Source organism: Robiginitalea biformata HTCC2501 (genome assembly GCF_000024125.1).
GTDB classification, from domain to species: domain Bacteria; phylum Bacteroidota; class Bacteroidia; order Flavobacteriales; family Flavobacteriaceae; genus Robiginitalea; species Robiginitalea biformata.
Genome location: NC_013222.1, coordinates 2744813 through 2760507, shown reverse-complemented (window position 1 = coordinate 2760507; position 15695 = coordinate 2744813). Strand labels below are relative to the sequence as shown.

The window sequence follows — 15695 nt, the reverse complement described above, 5'->3', positions numbered from 1 at the left end:
CAAGCGAGTATGGAAACAGAGAATAAAAAGATTCTTTTGGTGGAAGACGACCCGAACTTCGGCATCGTCCTGAAGGATTACCTTTCGATGAATGATTTTGACGTTACCCTGGCTAAAAACGGTATGGAGGGCTTCGAGAAGTTTAAAAAGGAGCCTTTTGACGTTTGCATCCTGGATGTGATGATGCCCTATAAGGACGGATTTACGCTGGCCAAGGAGATCCGCGAGAAAAACGACCACATTCCGATTATTTTCCTCACCGCCAAAACCATGAAGGAAGATGTGCTGAAAGGATATAAGGCAGGTGCAGACGACTACCTGAACAAGCCGTTTGATTCGGAAGTCCTGCTCGTGAAACTCAAGGCGATCCTGCAGAGGAAAGCCTCCAACAGCCTGGCGGACAGCAAGCAATTTGAATTTGATTTCGGGGATTTCCACCTGAATTCCAAATTGCGGTTCCTCAAGTACAAAGACGAGGAGCCCACCAAGCTCTCCCCCAAGGAAAATGAATTGCTGCGGCTCCTGGCCCTGCACGAAAACGACCTGATGCCCCGGGAACTCGCCCTGACCAAAATCTGGCGGGACGACAACTATTTCACATCGCGGAGCATGGACGTTTACATTGCCAAGCTGCGCAAATACCTCAAGAAAGACGATAGCGTGGAAATCCTCAACATCCACGGGGAAGGCTTCCGCCTGGTAGTCAAGACCGATTCTGAAAAATCCGAATAGCCCGCTGGCTGTGGTGGGCTGCGGTACGCCCAGCCTGCCCGGATATCCGTATTATCGGTTCGTTTTAATATGGGCCGAAACCCGACGGACCATTTCTTCGGTTGGCATTCCGTAGGCCGGAAGGTGGATTCCGTAATCGGGTACTTCCAGGTCCGCAAATTGGCTGCGGAGCAGAGCAGGGGGCATGTAGTGGTCGGCACGGGCCTGAATGCGCTCCAGGATGGCGTCAAAGGTGCCGGTTAGTACCACCCAGCAAATTTTCCCAGGTGCCAACCCCTCCCTGAGCCAGTCCCGGTACTTTTCTTTCAGGGCCGAACAAGCGATCACTGCCCCTCCCGAGCCCGTATGTTTGCGGGCCAGCGCATTGAGGGCTTTCAGCCAGCCTTCCCGGTCCGAATCGCCCAGGGGTTCTTCGGCCTTCATTTTCACGATATTTTCCGGCGGGTGGAAGTCGTCCCCATCGAAAAACGGACACTCCAGTTCGGCTGCCAGGGCCTTTCCCAGGGTGGTTTTGCCGCAGGCGGAAACCCCCATTACGATAAATATGTCCGGTTGGCTGCTATCCATGGCGCAGATTTTTCATTTGTGCGTCAATATATTCAATGGCCTGGTCCAGGGGGGCATCATAGGGGATCCAATGGATTTCGGGATCTTTCCGGAACCACGTCAGCTGTCTTTTCGCAAAGCGCCGCGTGTTTTTGGCAATTTCCTCCAGGGCGGTATCCCGGTCGTATTTCCCATCGAAATATGCAAAAAATTCCTGATACCCCACCGTTTGCAGTGCATTGAGGTCCCGGTAGGGGTAGAGCGACCGGGCTTCGGCTTCCAGGCCCGCTTTCACCATGGCCTGCACCCGCTGTTCAATCCTGCGGTAAACCGTTTCCCTAGGGGCATCGATACCCAGGCGAATCGTTTTGAAAAATTCCGGGGCCTTTCGTTTGCCCAGGAATGAACTGTAAGGCCGACCGGCAACCAGGCATACCTCCAGGGCGCGGATCAGCCGGTGCGGATTTTGCCGGTCTACCGCGGAATAATACTCGGGGTCTTTTTCGCGCAGCATCTCCTGCAGGGCCCCCAGGCCCTGATCCTGCCAAAGCGCATTGAGTTCCCGGCGGATCCTGGCTTCCACCTCCGGGAATTCGTCCAGTCCGCGTGTTACCGCATCCAGGTAGAGGCCGCTCCCCCCGACAAGGATTGCTATATCATGGGTTTTAAACAGGTTCCGGAGGCGTTCCAGGGCATCCCGCCGGAAGTCCCCGACGGAATAGGTATCGTGTACGGAGAGGTGTCCTACGAAGTGGTGGGGCGCCTGTTCCTGTTCAGACAATGTCGGGCTGGCGGTCCCGATGGGGATTTCCCTGTAGAACTGCCGGGAATCCGCGGAGAGGATCTCGGCCCGGTAATGCCGGGCCAGGCCGATGGCCCAGGTGGTCTTGCCGATACCGGTAGGGCCGCCGATGGAGATCAGCACCTTTCCCATCACAACCGGGCCCCGCAATTAAAGCAGAATTCCGCCCCGTCCCGGTGTCCCCCGACGGCGCAGTCAGGGCAGGATTGGGTATTCAGGTGGACAACCGGCTCTTTGGAGGCCGTTCCTTCCCGCTTCTGTCTGCCGTACTCCACCGTCACGATGCCTGTGGGGACCGCAATGATGCCATATCCCAGCACCATAATGATCGTGGCGATCAGCTGGCCCAGTGTTGTCTGGGGGGTAATATCCCCGAATCCCACCGTGGTGAGCGTGACTATCGTCCAGTAAATGCTGCGCGGGATGCTCGTGAAGCCGGCTTCGTCCCCTTCGATCATGTACATGATGGTGCCCAGGATCACGGAGAGGATCAATACCGCATAGATAAAGACAAAGATCTTGGCCCGGCTCGCCTTCAAGGCAGATTTCAGCTGGGAGGCCTCCCCGATAAACTGCACGAGTTTCAGGATCCGGAAAATACGCAGCAGGCGCAGGGCCCTAACGGCCAGCAGTACCTGGGAGCCGGCAAATATATAGGAAACATACAGGGGGATGGTGGAGAGGAAATCGATGATGCCGTAAAAACTGAAAATATAGCTGGTTGGCTTCCGGATGCACACCACCCGGGCAATGTATTCGATGGTAAAAAATATCGTCACTACCCATTCCAGCGCCAGCAACTCCCGGTGGTACTTGGCGTCGAATTCCGCGACGCTTTCCAGCATAACCAGGAGCACACTCAGGATGATCACCGCAAACAGGATCAGGTCAAACCATTTCCCTTCCGGGGTGTCGGCTTCGTAGATGATTTCGTGGAGCTTGCGCTTCCAGCCGAAATTGTTGTCGGAGTCTTTCAAGAGGATTCGTTGAGTTCTACAATCCGCAGGACCTTCTGATCCTTCAGGTAGGCGGCAACAATGCCCAAACCGCCCCGGGGGTCGGCAATTGGGGTCAACAGATTCTCTAAGATAGGAATATTATTGATTTGATGGTTCAGCCCAAAGTACCCCATGCCTTTTACGCCTTCCTGTCCGATGCGAACTGCGGCACGCTCTCCCTCGGACCTCCCGGTATCCACCAGCAATAAATCGCATTCCCCAAGGGGAAACCGGTCCCCGTTGATATGGAGGGCCGTCCCGGGGGTCACCTGCCGGCCTTTTTTCCTGGGTCGGTAGGACGGTTTGTTTTCCCGGACCTCGGCAAATGCCTTCAGCCTGGCGATCAATTCGCTTCCGGTTTTTTCGAAACGCACCTCGCGGGTCAGTTTCCGCAGTGCTCTGGAATGCGGGCTCTCCCCGGTAAAGTGCCGGTTCAGGCTGCGTTTCATGTCGCGCGTTCCATCCAGGTACAACAGGTTGCCATCTTTATCGTACAGGTAATAAACGCCCACGGAATCCGGGGCCTCCTCCACAAATCGGAGTTGGCGGTTGGAGAGTTCCCCAAGGGTTTCTGCACGGATCACCTCCGAGGTGATGGTCTTGCCGGTATCCCGATCCAGCAGGTGTTGCAATAATTTCAAGGTAGCCAGGGCGTCCCCGTTGGCCCGGTGGCGATTGCTGACCGGGATGCCGAGCGACCGGACGAGTTTGCCCAGGCTGTGCGATTCCGCATCGGGGATCAGCCGCTGGGACAAATCGACCGTACACAGGGTTTTCCGCTCGAAATTATACCCGAGCCGCCTGAATTCCGTACGCAGGATCCGGTAGTCGAACTGGGCGTTGTGGGCTACCAGCACGCTGTCGCGCGTAATTTCAACTATCCGCTTGGCAACCTGGTGGAATCGCGGGGCGGTCTGCACCATTTTCGGGTCGATGCCGGTGAGTTTCTGAACATAAGGCTGGATTGGGCGTTCCGGGTTGATCAGGCTGATAAAAGTATCCACCACCTCATGGCCGTCAAAGCGGTGGATAGCGATTTCGGTAATCCCTTCTTCGTCAAATTTTCCCCCGGTGGTTTCTATGTCGAGTACGGCGTACGTCAAAATCCCTGTTCTTTTACTGTTAATCCCTGGCGCCAAAGATACTGCTTCCGATCCGGACCATGTTGCTTCCCTCCTCCAGGGCAATGCGGTAGTCCCCGCTCATCCCCATGGAAAGGATGTCTGCCCGGGGGTCGGCTTCCAGCCACCTGTCGTACAATGCTTTTAAACTGGCAAATTCCCGGCGTACCTGGGCGGTATTATCCGTAAATGTCGCCATGCCCATCATCCCGCGAACCCGTACATGTTCCATCTCCCTGAGCGACCCGCCTGCGAGCAACTCCTCGAGTTCCTCCCGGTCGAAGCCAAATTTGCTGTCCTCCTCGGCGATATGTACCTGCAGCAGGCAGTCGATGACCCGACCGGCCTGTCGGCCGCGTTTGTCGATTTCACGTAACAGGCGCGGGCTGTCCACCCCCTGGATCAGGCTGACAAACGGCGCGAGGTACTTTACCTTGTTGCGTTGCAGGTGCCCGATCATATGCCATTGGATGTCCTTGGGGAGGCGTTCGTACTTGGCCGTGAGTTCCTGTACCCGGTTCTCGCCGAAAACGCGATGCCCTGCCTCGTACGCCTCCATGATGGCCGAATCGTCCTTGGTTTTGGACACGGCCACCAGGGTAACGCCATCCGGCAGGGATTCCTTCAGTTCCGCAAGTCTTTTCGCTATTTCCATGGACATGGTGCTTCTCTGGATTTAAATTTTCACAGTGCTTCTCTGGGTTCAAATATCATAAATAGTCAGGCCACTGCGTAATTTAGGTTCCAAAAAGGTGCTTTTAGGCGGCATGGTCTGCCCGCTGTCCGCCACATTCCGGATTTCCTCCATACTCACGGGTACCAACCCGAAGCCCACAGCGAACAGCCCGCTGTCCACCGCTGCTTTGAGTTCCAGTGCCGGGTGCTCCCAGCACCGATACTGGAGCCGCCGGTCCCGGCGCGGATCGGTAATGCCGAAAACCGGTTTGAGTACCTTCTCGTTCAGGAGGCAGACATCCAGGTTGTCCAGGGCGGATTCCCGGGGCCGGGCCGATTTGCGCAAATGCAGCTCGTAAAAGGCGCCATCCAGGTACATGGAGAATACGTGTTTTCGGGTCGGCTCGTATGGTTGGGTTCCCAGGGGCCGAATCCGGAATGCCGCATCGAGTTGCAGCAGGATATCGGCAGGTTGCAAATCGCCGAGGTCGGTCAGCACCCGGTGGAAGGCCCGGATACGCACCTGGGACTCCGGGATCAGATAGCTCATGAAATAGTTGTAGGGCTCCTTGCCGTGATGATCCGGGTTGTTTTCCTGCAGCCTCCGCGCCAGCAGGTCGGAGGAGGCGCTCCGGTGGTGGCCGTCTGCGATATATACCACGGGGATACCCGCAAAGGCCTCCCGGATGGCGCGAATCCGGGATTCGTCCCGCACCACCCACATCCGGTGTTCCACCCGGTCCGGTGTGGTAAAATGGTACAGGGGTTTTCCACGGCAGATAGCGGCTGTTTCAGCGTCCACCGCCGGGTTGTCCGGGTAGGTGAGCAGGACGGGTTCCGCGTTAAATCGCACCTGTTCCAGGTAATCCGCAAATAACACCTCCCGCCGGCGGATGGTGTCTTCGTGCCGGCGGATGCTGCCGTCCCGGTATCGGGAAGTGGGTGTGGCACAAAAAATTCCCCGACAGGTAAACCCGGGGCGCGAACTCTCATAGATGTAATAACAGGGCTGGCTCTCCTTTACGAGGATACCTTCTTCCAGAAATTCCAGGTACCGGTTGCGGACCATCTCATGGCGCCGGCTGCCTTTCAGCGGGGTGTTGAATTTAAAACCCGGGTCGATGATATGCAGGAAGGAGAACGGGTTGGCGCGCATTTCGGCCGTCCGGTCCCTCGGCGGGTAATCGTCCCAGGAGCGGGAAACCACGAATGGGGCCTTGTCTACGGCAGGTCGGATGGCTGCAAAAGGGAGTGCTTCTGGCATCGGATCAGCTGAACTGCCGGGATACGCGTTCGGCTTTCCGCGACTCGGAATAGTCGTAAAAGCCTTCCCCGGATTTTACCCCGAGTTTCCCGGCGGTGACCATTTTTCTCAGGAGCGGGCAGGCCGCGTATTTGGGGATCCGAAAACCGTCGCTCAGTACGTCCAGGATGGACAGGCACACATCCAATCCGATAAAATCGGCCAGTTGGAGGGGGCCCATCGGGTGGCCCATCCCGAGTTTCATCACCGTGTCGATTTCCTGCACCCCGGCCACGCCCGTATACAGGGATTCAATCGCTTCGTTGATCATGGGCATCAGGATGCGGTTTGCAACAAAGCCCGGGCAATCATTGACCTCGGTGGGGGTTTTACCCAATTTCACGGAGAGGTCCAATACCGCGCGGGTTACCGCATCGCTCGTGCTGTACCCGCGGATGACCTCCACGAGCTGCATAAGGGGCACCGGGTTCATAAAGTGCATGCCGATCACCTTTTCGGGCCGGCCGGTAGCCGCCGCGATTTCCGTTATGGAGATTGAAGAAGTGTTGCTGGCCAGGATCGCATCTTCCGGGGCCGAGGCATCCAATTCCCTGAAAACATCCATCTTCAGCCCGGCATTTTCCGTCGCTGCTTCCACCACCAGGTCGGCCCCTGCAACCCCTTCGGAGAGGGAGGTATGGGTCTGGATATTCCCCAGCGTCGCCTGGACGCTTTCGGATTCGATAGTCCCTTTGGCCACCATGCGCCGGAGGTTCCGCTCAATGGTTTCCATGCCCTTTTGCAGGCTATCCTCCGAGATATCGATGAGTTGGACATTGTAATCGTGTTGCGCAAAGACATGGGCAATTCCGTTGCCCATCGTACCGGCGCCTACCACTGATATGTTCTTCATTTCAGGTATTGTTTTTTAAGAGGGTTCCACGCGGGCGGGCTCGTCGAAAGCCCGGATCACCCGGAGGGCCACGTCCAGCGCCCGGGCGCCGTCCTTCAGGGAAACCACCGGGTCGCCACCGGTTTCGATGGCCGTGGCAAACGTTTCCAGTTCGTCCAGGATGGCATTATTTGCGCGGATTTCCGGGTTTTCAAAATAAATCTGTTTCTTCTCCCCTTCCGCGTTTTGCAGGATCATATCGAACTCCCCGGGGGAGGAGGGGGCGTCTTTCATTTTGACCACTTCTACTTTACGTTCCAAAAAGTCCACCGATATATAGGCATCCCGCTGGAAGAACCGCGATTTCCGCATATTCTTCAGGGAAATCCGACTGGCAGTGAGGTTGGCAACACAGCCGTTTTCAAAGGCAATCCGCGCGTTGGCAATGTCCGGGGACTTGCTGATAACGGAAACGCCGCTTGCCCGGATATCGCGAACCGGAGACCGGACAACGCTCAGGATGATATCGATATCGTGTATCATCAAATCCAGTACTACCGGCACGTCGGTGCCCCTGGGGTTGAATTCTGCCAGGCGATGCGTCTCGATGAACATGGGGGAGTCGATGGCATCTGCAACTGCTGTGAACGCCGGGTTAAAACGCTCTACATGGCCTACCTGGGCCTTTACGCCCCGGGCTTCCACCAATTCCATCAACTCCTGCGCTTCTTCGTAAGTATGGGTTACGGGTTTCTCAATAAATACATGCCGGCCTTCCCGGATGGCCCGGGAGGCGCAATCGTAGTGCGAAAGCGTGGGGGTGACGATATCCACCATGTCCACGGCGTCAATCAATTCGCCCATATTGTCGAAATACCGGATCCCGAATTCCTCCGAAACCTGCTTGCCCCGCACGAGGTCCGGATCGTAAAACCCGACGAGTTCGTATCGGGGGGATTCCCCGAGCAGGCGCAGGTGAATTTTTCCCAAATGTCCCGCTCCCAAGACGCCGGCTTTAATCATATCCTTGAGGTTTTTCCCAAAAATAAACATAGTTTGGGAGACAGAGCGGGCCGGCTGGTTTTTCTTGGGCTCTTCAACGCCAAATCTGACGAAATCCCGGTCGGGAAGCTCCTGTTATTTTTCTAACTTAGCGCAAAACCGACAAACTTGAAGGATACCTTAAAGCACCGTGGGAAGAGGAACCAACTGGCCGGGGCAGTAGCCGCTAAAGGCATAGAGGACAAGGCGGTCCTGGACGCCATTCGCGCCGTTCCCAGGCACCTCTTCATGGACAGCAGTTTTGAGGACCACGCCTACCAGGACAAAGCGTTCCCCATAGCGGCGGGCCAAACGATTTCCCAACCTTATACTGTGGCTTACCAAACTTCTCTGCTGGGCTTGAAACCCGGAGACAAGGTATTGGAGATCGGAACCGGCAGCGGCTACCAGACGGCGGTCCTGCTGCATTTGAGGCTCCGGGTCTACACCATCGAAAGGCAATTGGAGCTCTTTAAAAAAACGAACCTTTTTTTCAGGCGTATGGGGTACCGGCCCAAAAAGTTTGTCTTTGGCGACGGTTACAAAGGCCTCCCCGAAGAGGCCCCCTTTGACGGGATTATCGTAACGGCCGGTGCCCCGATGGTACCCCGGGAATTGCTTTCCCAGCTGGCCATAGGCGGCCGGATGGTGGTGCCGGTAGGGGAGGAAGACCAGACGATGATGCTTATCCGCCGCGCCTCCAAAACAAAATTCGAAAGGCAGGCAGGAGGGGCATTCCGCTTTGTCCCGATGCTGGAGGACAAGGGCTGATCAGGAATTAAAAGCTTTTTTGACGCGGTCGAGCTGCCGTTTGGATTCCCGGGCTCTGATGGTGTCCCGTTTATCGTATTGTTTTTTACCACGGGCCAGGGCGATCCGGAGTTTGGCCAGGCCGCGGTCGTTGATAAACAGGTTCAGGGGGATGATCGTATTCCCGCTCGTTTTTACCGCCTTGTGCAGTTTGCCCAGTTCCTGTTTGTTGAGCAGGAGTTTTCGGGCAGCCTTGGGCTGGTGGTTGAAATGGGACCCGTGGCTGTACTCATCTACCTGCATGTTGATCACAAACAGTTCCCCGTCCTCGTTGAATTCACAAAATCCCTCGGCGATGGATGCCTTGCCCTGGCGGATCGATTTGATCTCCGTACCGGCAAGGACGATACCCGCTACGTAGGTGTCCAGCAATTCGTAATCGAATCGGGCCCGGCGGTTCTTGATGTTGATCTGTTTCTGCATGGCCCCCAAAATTAAAAGAAAAATGCGGCTAAACTGTTATTTTAAGTGGAATCCCGGGACCAATCGATGGAATTCATCATTTTTGTAGTCTTTAAATATCGTGAATATGAAATATGTCTTTTTGATACTGATACCTGTTATGATTATGGGATGCCGGGGAGAGAAGGCCCAGGCGGATCTCTCCGCACAGGAAATCGTCGACCGTGCCATCGAAGTAGCGGGGGGTGACCGCTATCGGGAGAGTGCGATTCAATTCGCCTTCAGGGATCGGGACTACGTCTCCTTTCGTGAAAACGGGAAACGGGTATTGCGCAGGATTACCACCACAGACACGGCTGTGATCACGGACAGCAAAATTGGCAATGCGTTCCAACGGCTGGTAAACGACACCTTGCAGATCCTGCCGGACACCACCAGCAACCGGCTGGCGAACTCGGTAAACTCCGTCCACTATTTTGCCTACCTGCCATACGGCCTGAATGACCGGGCTGTGAACAAGGAACTATTGGGCAGGGTAAAGCTGGAAGATTCCATGTATTATAAAATCCGGGTCACCTTTGACCAGGAAGGCGGGGGAGAGGATTTCGAGGATGTTTTTATCTACTGGTTCCATACGGAGACTTTCCGACCGGACTACCTGGCCTATGAATACCATACTGACGGGGGCGGGCAGCGATTCCGCGTGGCCTATAACGACCGCTCAGTGGGGGGTATCCGCTTTCAGGACTACCGGAACTATAAACCGCTGGTAGCCGCCCCCATTGCAGCCATCGACAGTCTTTACACAGCCGGGAAACTGGAGTTGCTTTCGGTGATTGAGCTGGAGGATGTACGGGTGGACCCGGATACTTTCTGATAAGGCGCCGGTTGTATTAGGTCCTGGCGCACTAAAGGAACCCCGGGCTGGTTATTTTGGGCAGTTGCAATTGAATACCAATCGGGTAGCCGTGGACTGGCTTCCCACTACCTGTACGATGAATAAGGAGCCGTTATCGGTATCGTCCATCGGGGAAAAGCGGTCTTCGCCCAGTAAGCGGTTGGCCAGGTCGGGCGTGGTATTGCTGTGGCCCACAATCAGGACATTCTGCCCTGCATGCTCCGTTTTAAAGGCTTCGGCATCCAGGGACTCGGGGTCGTAATATTGTACCGTGATATCTTGTTTGACGGAAGCCGGGGCGGCCGTCATGGACGTGCGTTCGTAATCCGTGGTATAGATGGCATCCAGGGAAACTTCATTGAGGATTTCTGCCCAGTGCATGGCCCTGCCGAGCCCCTTTTGTGTCAATTCCGGATCCGCATCCTGCGGGTTGCTGCGATCTTTCTCAGCATGGCGGATCAGGTAAAAAGTAGTGACTTCTCCCGGCGCGGGGTCCATCGTTGCCGTTTGCGGATCATCCTTGCATGAAAGCCCGAGCATCAGGGCCATTAGGAGGATAAGGCAGTTATTTATTTTCATAATGACACGGTTTGTGTAAATTTGTCTTCCCCACTGAATTTAACTGTATTTCACCAAATATAGTATATCGTTACCTTTAATCGCTTTGCGCTATGGTAAAAAGCATCACGTCCTTCGTGCTGGTAATGGCTGCTGCTACGGTTTTCGGACAACAGGAACCCCTGCCCCCGGATTTCCGGCAACAGAACCTGTTGCTGGTTGCCCCCAACCTGTTTAACCCGACCCTGAGCCTCGACCAGCAGGCCCAACACCGGATCAGTACCTGGTCCCGTTGGCAATGGCAGACCCCGGACGCCGATCCCACGACCTTGCTGCTGCAGTATGGCAACCGGCAGAGCGATATGGCGTTTTCAGGCGGTTTCCTTCAGCATAACACACAGATTTTCCAGCAAACGGGAGGTTTTGTAAACTTTGCCTTCAGTATCCCCTTTACCGAGTCCATCAACCTGGCATTCGGTACGAACCTCTTTGCCTATAGCCAGAAACTATCGGATGACAGCGGAATCCTCCAGGAACCCATTTTGCCGTTTCCGGACGACAATACGGATTTTATCATCCAGGTGATGCCGGGATTCACCCTGAATGTGGGGGATTTCGGTGTGGGAATGGCATTCGAAAACCTGTTTGATTACAGCTTCAACTACCGGGGCGCCGTTTCCGAGAACGACCAGAAGGTCGTTATGGGGATGGCCCGATATGGATTCGATACGGGAGGCGGCACCGCGGCCAGCCCGAACCGGTTTACACCCCTGGTGTACTTTAAGCAAATCCCGGGTTTTGACACCCAATACGGTATCAACGCCTCGTTTTCCGCCACGCGTTACTGGTTGCAGGGCGGATATAACAGTTTTTACGGACCTTCCCTGGGGTTGGGGGGACGCTTTTTCCAAAACCTCTCGGTAGGGGGGGTAGTGGAATTTGCATCGGACAACGCCCCTGAAACGGACGGACTCACATACGAATTTGTGGCCTCCTACGATTTCGGGAAGACGGATAAGCGGAAGAAAGTGGTTGGATTCGATGTGGAGGAAGACCTGGAACGGGAAGCCGAACTCGAAGCTGCCCGCCGGCAGGCCGAAGAGGAAGCCCGACTGGTGGAGGCCGATTCCCTTAGACTGGCCCGGGAGGCAGAAGCGACCCGGCTGGCAGAGATGCGCCGGGATTCCCTGGAAACCGTACGCCGCCAGGAGCAGCTCCTGGCCGAACAGCGGAGGCAGGATTCCATCCAGGAAGCCGAGCGGGCTTTGGCCCTGCAGGAGGAGGAAGTCACGCCCGAGAAAGGAGAGCGGTATGAGGAACTCGCCCAGGAAGGCGACCTGGAGCCCGGCTATTACCTGATAGCCAATGTCTTCGGCACCAAGCGGTATTACGATGCCTTTATGAAGCAATTGCGGGATGCCGGATTGGAGCCCGGATCGTTCTACAGGAGTTCCAACAAATACAATTACGTATTCCTGAGGAGGTACGATTCCATAGAAGCCGCCCGGCGGGCCAGGGACAGCAAATTCTCAGGCAGGTACCAGGGCGACCTGTGGATCCTGAGGATCCGCTGACAGCCGTTGCCAGCAGATTATTTGCCGAGTTCTTTTTTGATCAGGATTTCCAGGTAGGCAATCGTATTGTGGAGGTATTTCCGGTCGTTGCTGATCGTGGCCATTGTGACGGCCCCGAGGATCATTGTGAAGAGTTGTTTGGCAAAGAGCAGCGGGGGAACCGGCAGGCGCAGTTCGCCCTCCCGGATACCGTCTTCAAGGACCACGGCGATTTTCCCTTCAATCGTCCGGGCTGTTTCGCGGGCCGCAGCGGCCAGGGTGCGGTGGTTATACTGCGCATCCACCCCCACATTCAGGATGGGGCATCCTCCCATATCCCGCGTAAACGTATCGTAATTCTTATAAAACTCTGTGAGGTTTGCCAGGCGCTCCATGGCGGTGCCCGGACCGCTTAATTGCTTCTCCAGGGCATGCAGCAACAGGGTGCTATTGTATTCAAAGGCCGCCAGGGCCAGCGCGTCCTTGTTTTCGAAATTCCCGTAAAGCGCCCCTTTGGTGAGGCCGGTTGCCTCCGTGAGGTCGCTCATACTCGTTCCCACATATCCCTGCCGATTGAAAATAGGGGCCACGGTTTCAATAATGTAGGCTGTGGTCCGTTCGGCTTTGGTAGTCATGTAGGTGGTTATTTCCTGCTAATATAAAAATTAGATACGGTATGGTATAATAGTAGCCAAAAATAAAACCCCCGGCCAGCTGGCCGGGGGCATTTACCCCGCTGTAATCGGCGGGTTTTAAAGCATTACCGGTTATTCCACCAACTCATCCTGGTTGCGGAAAACCAGCTCGTTCTCAAAGCTGTCGATCAGCACCACGCCATCGGTGCGAATGCTGCCCCTGAGCAATTCTTTGGAAAGTTTGTTGAGTACTTCCTTCTGGATCACCCGCTTGATGGGGCGCGCCCCGTATTGCGGGTCAAACCCCTTGTCTGCCAGGTACTCTACGGCTTCTTCCGTGGCGTCGATCTCGATGTGCTGGGCGGCCAGCATGCTGCGTACATGGTCCAGCTGCAAGCGCACCACCTGCCGGATATCCTCCCGGCTCAGCGGGGTAAACATGATGATGTCATCGATCCGATTGAGGAATTCCGGGCGGATGGATTTCTTCAGCAGGCCCAGGACTTCTACCCGGGCGGCTTCCGTAGCACTGTAAATATCCGGGTTGTCCTCAAAGGTTTCCTGGATAATATGGCTGCCCATGTTGCTGGTCATGATGATGATCGTGTTCCTGAAATCCGCCACGCGACCCTTGTTGTCGGTTAGCCGGCCTTCGTCGAGAACCTGCAAAAGGACATTGAATGTATCCGGGTGGGCCTTTTCGATTTCGTCCAGCAGGACCACCGAATAGGGCCTTCTGCGGACGGCCTCGGTGAGTTGTCCCCCTTCGTCATATCCTACATAGCCCGGAGGAGCCCCCACCAGGCGGCTTACCGCATGGCGTTCCTGGTATTCGGACATATCGATTCGCGTCATTGCGTTTTCGTCGTCAAAGAGGTAGGCGGCCAGTGTCTTGGCCAGTTCGGTTTTCCCCACCCCGGTCGTTCCGAGGAACAGGAAGGAGCCGATGGGCCGTTTGGCGTCCTGCAGGCCGGCACGGCTTCGCCGGATCGCATCGGATACCGCTTCGATAGCCTCATCCTGCCCGACGACCCGCTTATGGAGGACCTCCTCGAGCTGCAGGAGCTTTTCCCGTTCGCTCTGAAGCATCTTGTTTACCGGGATCCCTGTCCATTTAGCCACCACCTCGGCGATATCCTCCCGGGTGACCTCTTCCTTGATCAGCGTCCCGGCCTCCTGCTGGCTGGCGAGTTCCTCCTGCAACTTTTCCAGCTGGGCCTGTGCATCCTTGATTTTTCCGTACCGCAATTCGGCCACGCGGCCATAATCGCCATTGCGTTCAGCCCGTTCGGCTTCCAGCTTGTATTCCTCGATTGACTGTTTGGTCTTCTGGATCCCGTCCACCACTTCGCGTTCGCTTTCCCATTTGGCAAAGATCTCATTGCGCTCCTCCTTGAAGTTTGCCAGCTCCGCATTCAGCGCTTTGAGTTTATCCGGGTCGTTTTCCCGTTTGATCGCCTCGATTTCAATTTCGAGCTGCATGATTTTCCGATCCAGCGCATCGAGTTCCTCCGGCTTCGAGTTGATCTCCATCCGCAACTTGGACGCCGCCTCGTCCATCAGGTCGATGGCCTTGTCCGGCAAAAAGCGATTCGTGATATACCGCTCGGAAAGCTCCACCGCCGCGATGACCGCTTCATCCCGGACCCGGACCTTGTGGTGGGTTTCGTATTTTTCCTTCAGCCCACGGAGAATCGAGATGGCAGCCTCCGTATCGGGCTCCTCGACGGTGACTTTCTGGAAGCGCCGCTCGAGCGCCTTGTCCTTTTCAAAGTATTTCTGGTATTCATCCAGGGTGGTGGCGCCGATGGCCCGCAATTCCCCCCGCGCAAGCGCGGGTTTGAGGATGTTGGCGGCATCCATGGCGCCCTGCCCGCCCCCGGCCCCTACCAGGGTGTGGATCTCGTCTATAAATAACACGATATTCCCGTCCGAAGTCGTGACTTCCTTGATTACGGATTTCAGGCGCTCTTCAAATTCGCCCTTGTATTTGGCCCCGGCAATCAGGGCCCCCATATCCAGGGAGTAAATGACCTTGTCTTTCAGGTTTTCCGGCACGTCGCCCTGGACGATGCGGTGGGCCAGGCCTTCGGCAATAGCCGTTTTGCCCGTTCCGGGTTCCCCGACGAGCATCGGGTTGTTCTTGGTTCGCCGCGAGAGGATCTGCAAGATCCGGCGGATTTCCTCATCCCTGCCGATAACCGGGTCCAACTTGCCGGCATCGGCCAGCTGGTTCAGGTTTCGCGCATATTTGTCCAGGGAATTATAGGTGTCCTCGGCACTCTGGGAGGTAACCCGCCCGCCCTTGCGGAGTTCTGCGATGGCACTGCCCAGGTCTCTCTCGTTCACGCCCTGATCCTTCAGGATACGGGCCACCTTCGACTTCGACCGGAGGATGGCCTGGATCAGGTGCTCTACGGATACGTATTCGTCTTTATCCTTCCGGGCGATGGAGTTTGCTTCATTCAGCGTACGCCCGGCTTCTGCCGAAAACATCAGGTCCGCTCCGGAAACCTTTGGGAAGGATTCCAGTTCCTTGTCGACGATCTGCCCCACGAGCACATCGTTGACCCGCAGTTTTTTAAGCAGGAAAGGGAGGACGTTTTCATCCACGGTGGCGATGGCCTTGTACAGGTGTTCGTTTTCCACCTGCTGGTGGCCCATCTCCTGGGCGAGCTGCTGCGCCTGCTGGATGGCCTCCTGGGATTTTATGGTAAAATTATTTATGTTCATCCTTGTTATGCTTACGTTTATGCCCTTGGATGTCAAGAATCCTACCAAGGGGGCTT

16 protein-coding genes are annotated in these 15695 nt (G+C 55.8%); 4 read left to right on the top strand and 12 right to left on the bottom strand.

All coding sequences use genetic code 11. The features are described from left to right. Positions 1–9 precede the first annotated feature (9 nt). Complete coding sequence (locus RB2501_RS12250) at positions 10–732, top strand: response regulator transcription factor (protein WP_015755157.1); 723 nt, start codon at positions 10–12, stop codon at positions 730–732. A gap of 51 nt (positions 733–783) precedes the next feature. Here the strand turns inward: RB2501_RS12250 and RB2501_RS12245 are convergent, their stop codons facing one another. Genes RB2501_RS12245 through RB2501_RS12210 form a run of 8 tightly spaced genes read right to left on the bottom strand, consistent with a single transcriptional unit; the run spans position 784 to position 8032 of the window. Then, positions 784–1299 carry a gluconokinase gene (locus RB2501_RS12245; protein WP_015755156.1) on the bottom strand — a complete coding sequence of 172 codons (516 nt, stop codon included), beginning with the start codon at positions 1297–1299 and terminating at the stop codon, positions 784–786. Then, positions 1292–2212: a tRNA (adenosine(37)-N6)-dimethylallyltransferase MiaA gene (gene miaA / locus RB2501_RS12240; protein WP_015755155.1), complete on the bottom strand. Its 921-nt coding sequence runs from the start codon at positions 2210–2212 to the stop codon at positions 1292–1294. Before miaA ends, RB2501_RS12245 begins: the two co-directional genes overlap by 8 nt. After that, positions 2212–3057: an ion transporter gene (locus RB2501_RS12235; protein WP_015755154.1), complete on the bottom strand. Its 846-nt coding sequence runs from the start codon at positions 3055–3057 to the stop codon at positions 2212–2214. Before RB2501_RS12235 ends, miaA begins: the two co-directional genes overlap by 1 nt. Continuing rightward, positions 3054–4181, bottom strand: a complete 1128-nt coding sequence (locus RB2501_RS12230; RefSeq protein WP_015755153.1) for an exonuclease domain-containing protein — start codon at positions 4179–4181, stop codon at positions 3054–3056. Before RB2501_RS12230 ends, RB2501_RS12235 begins: the two co-directional genes overlap by 4 nt. Positions 4182–4200: 19 nt before the next feature. Further along, positions 4201–4854, bottom strand: a complete 654-nt coding sequence (locus RB2501_RS12225; protein WP_041327836.1) for a YggS family pyridoxal phosphate-dependent enzyme — start codon at positions 4852–4854, stop codon at positions 4201–4203. A gap of 48 nt (positions 4855–4902) precedes the next feature. Further along, entirely contained in the window at positions 4903–6138 is a 1236-nt protein-coding gene (locus RB2501_RS12220) for a DUF1015 domain-containing protein (protein ID WP_041327233.1), read from the bottom strand. A 4-nt stretch (positions 6139–6142) separates the two neighbouring features. Further along, the gene (locus tag RB2501_RS12215; protein WP_015755150.1) at positions 6143–7030 is read right to left on the bottom strand and encodes a 3-hydroxyacyl-CoA dehydrogenase family protein; all 888 of its coding nucleotides are present in this window, start codon (positions 7028–7030) and stop codon (positions 6143–6145) included. Between the two features lie 15 nt (positions 7031–7045). Beyond that, on the bottom strand, positions 7046–8032 hold the full coding sequence (locus tag RB2501_RS12210) for a Gfo/Idh/MocA family protein (protein ID WP_041327835.1): 987 nt from the start codon (positions 8030–8032) through the stop codon (positions 7046–7048). 147 nt (positions 8033–8179) lie between these two features. Between RB2501_RS12210 and RB2501_RS12205 the strand changes: the two genes are divergently transcribed. After that, complete coding sequence (locus tag RB2501_RS12205) at positions 8180–8821, top strand: protein-L-isoaspartate(D-aspartate) O-methyltransferase (protein WP_015755147.1); 642 nt, start codon at positions 8180–8182, stop codon at positions 8819–8821. Here RB2501_RS12205 and smpB read toward each other — a convergent pair whose 3' ends face one another. Then, positions 8822–9283 (bottom strand): SsrA-binding protein SmpB, encoded by a 462-nt coding sequence (gene smpB / locus RB2501_RS12200; protein WP_015755146.1) that lies wholly within the window; start codon positions 9281–9283, stop codon positions 8822–8824. A 106-nt stretch (positions 9284–9389) separates the two neighbouring features. Here smpB and RB2501_RS12195 point away from each other — a divergent pair, with 106 nt between their 5' ends. Further along, positions 9390–10139 (top strand): DUF6503 family protein, encoded by a 750-nt coding sequence (locus tag RB2501_RS12195; RefSeq protein WP_015755145.1) that lies wholly within the window; start codon positions 9390–9392, stop codon positions 10137–10139. A 51-nt stretch (positions 10140–10190) separates the two neighbouring features. Here RB2501_RS12195 and RB2501_RS12190 read toward each other — a convergent pair whose 3' ends face one another. Next, on the bottom strand, positions 10191–10739 hold the full coding sequence (locus tag RB2501_RS12190) for a SixA phosphatase family protein (protein ID WP_015755144.1): 549 nt from the start codon (positions 10737–10739) through the stop codon (positions 10191–10193). Between the two features lie 92 nt (positions 10740–10831). On the opposite strand from RB2501_RS12190, the gene RB2501_RS12185 reads away from it, so the two are divergent. Then, positions 10832–12292, top strand: a complete 1461-nt coding sequence (locus RB2501_RS12185; RefSeq protein WP_015755143.1) for a PorP/SprF family type IX secretion system membrane protein — start codon at positions 10832–10834, stop codon at positions 12290–12292. A 17-nt stretch (positions 12293–12309) separates the two neighbouring features. Here the strand turns inward: RB2501_RS12185 and RB2501_RS12180 are convergent, their stop codons facing one another. After that, positions 12310–12906 carry a TetR/AcrR family transcriptional regulator gene (locus tag RB2501_RS12180; RefSeq protein WP_015755142.1) on the bottom strand — a complete coding sequence of 199 codons (597 nt, stop codon included), beginning with the start codon at positions 12904–12906 and terminating at the stop codon, positions 12310–12312. A gap of 132 nt (positions 12907–13038) precedes the next feature. Further along, positions 13039–15639, bottom strand: a complete 2601-nt coding sequence (clpB, locus tag RB2501_RS12175; protein WP_015755141.1) for an ATP-dependent chaperone ClpB — start codon at positions 15637–15639, stop codon at positions 13039–13041. Positions 15640–15695 lie beyond the last annotated feature (56 nt).

Excerpts from the sequence above, each read along its gene's own strand:
- RB2501_RS12210 (WP_041327835.1), bottom strand. The coding sequence starts at position 8,032 with ATGATTAAAGCCGGCGTCTTGGGAGCGGGACATTTGGGAAAAATTCAC.
- RB2501_RS12215 (WP_015755150.1), bottom strand. The coding sequence starts at position 7,030 with ATGAAGAACATATCAGTGGTAGGCGCCGGTACGATGGGCAACGGAATT.
- RB2501_RS12225 (WP_041327836.1), bottom strand. The coding sequence starts at position 4,854 with ATGGAAATAGCGAAAAGACTTGCGGAACTGAAGGAATCCCTGCCGGAT.
- RB2501_RS12195 (WP_015755145.1), top strand. The coding sequence starts at position 9,390 with ATGAAATATGTCTTTTTGATACTGATACCTGTTATGATTATGGGATGC.
- RB2501_RS12180 (WP_015755142.1), bottom strand. The coding sequence starts at position 12,906 with ATGACTACCAAAGCCGAACGGACCACAGCCTACATTATTGAAACCGTG.
- RB2501_RS12220 (WP_041327233.1), bottom strand. The coding sequence starts at position 6,138 with ATGCCAGAAGCACTCCCTTTTGCAGCCATCCGACCTGCCGTAGACAAG.
- RB2501_RS12245 (WP_015755156.1), bottom strand. The coding sequence starts at position 1,299 with ATGGATAGCAGCCAACCGGACATATTTATCGTAATGGGGGTTTCCGCC.
- RB2501_RS12190 (WP_015755144.1), bottom strand. The coding sequence starts at position 10,739 with ATGAAAATAAATAACTGCCTTATCCTCCTAATGGCCCTGATGCTCGGG.
- smpB (WP_015755146.1), bottom strand. The coding sequence starts at position 9,283 with ATGCAGAAACAGATCAACATCAAGAACCGCCGGGCCCGATTCGATTAC.
- miaA (WP_015755155.1), bottom strand. The coding sequence starts at position 2,212 with ATGGGAAAGGTGCTGATCTCCATCGGCGGCCCTACCGGTATCGGCAAG.
- RB2501_RS12250 (WP_015755157.1), top strand. The coding sequence starts at position 10 with ATGGAAACAGAGAATAAAAAGATTCTTTTGGTGGAAGACGACCCGAAC.
- clpB (WP_015755141.1), bottom strand. The coding sequence starts at position 15,639 with ATGAACATAAATAATTTTACCATAAAATCCCAGGAGGCCATCCAGCAG.
- RB2501_RS12185 (WP_015755143.1), top strand. The coding sequence starts at position 10,832 with ATGGTAAAAAGCATCACGTCCTTCGTGCTGGTAATGGCTGCTGCTACG.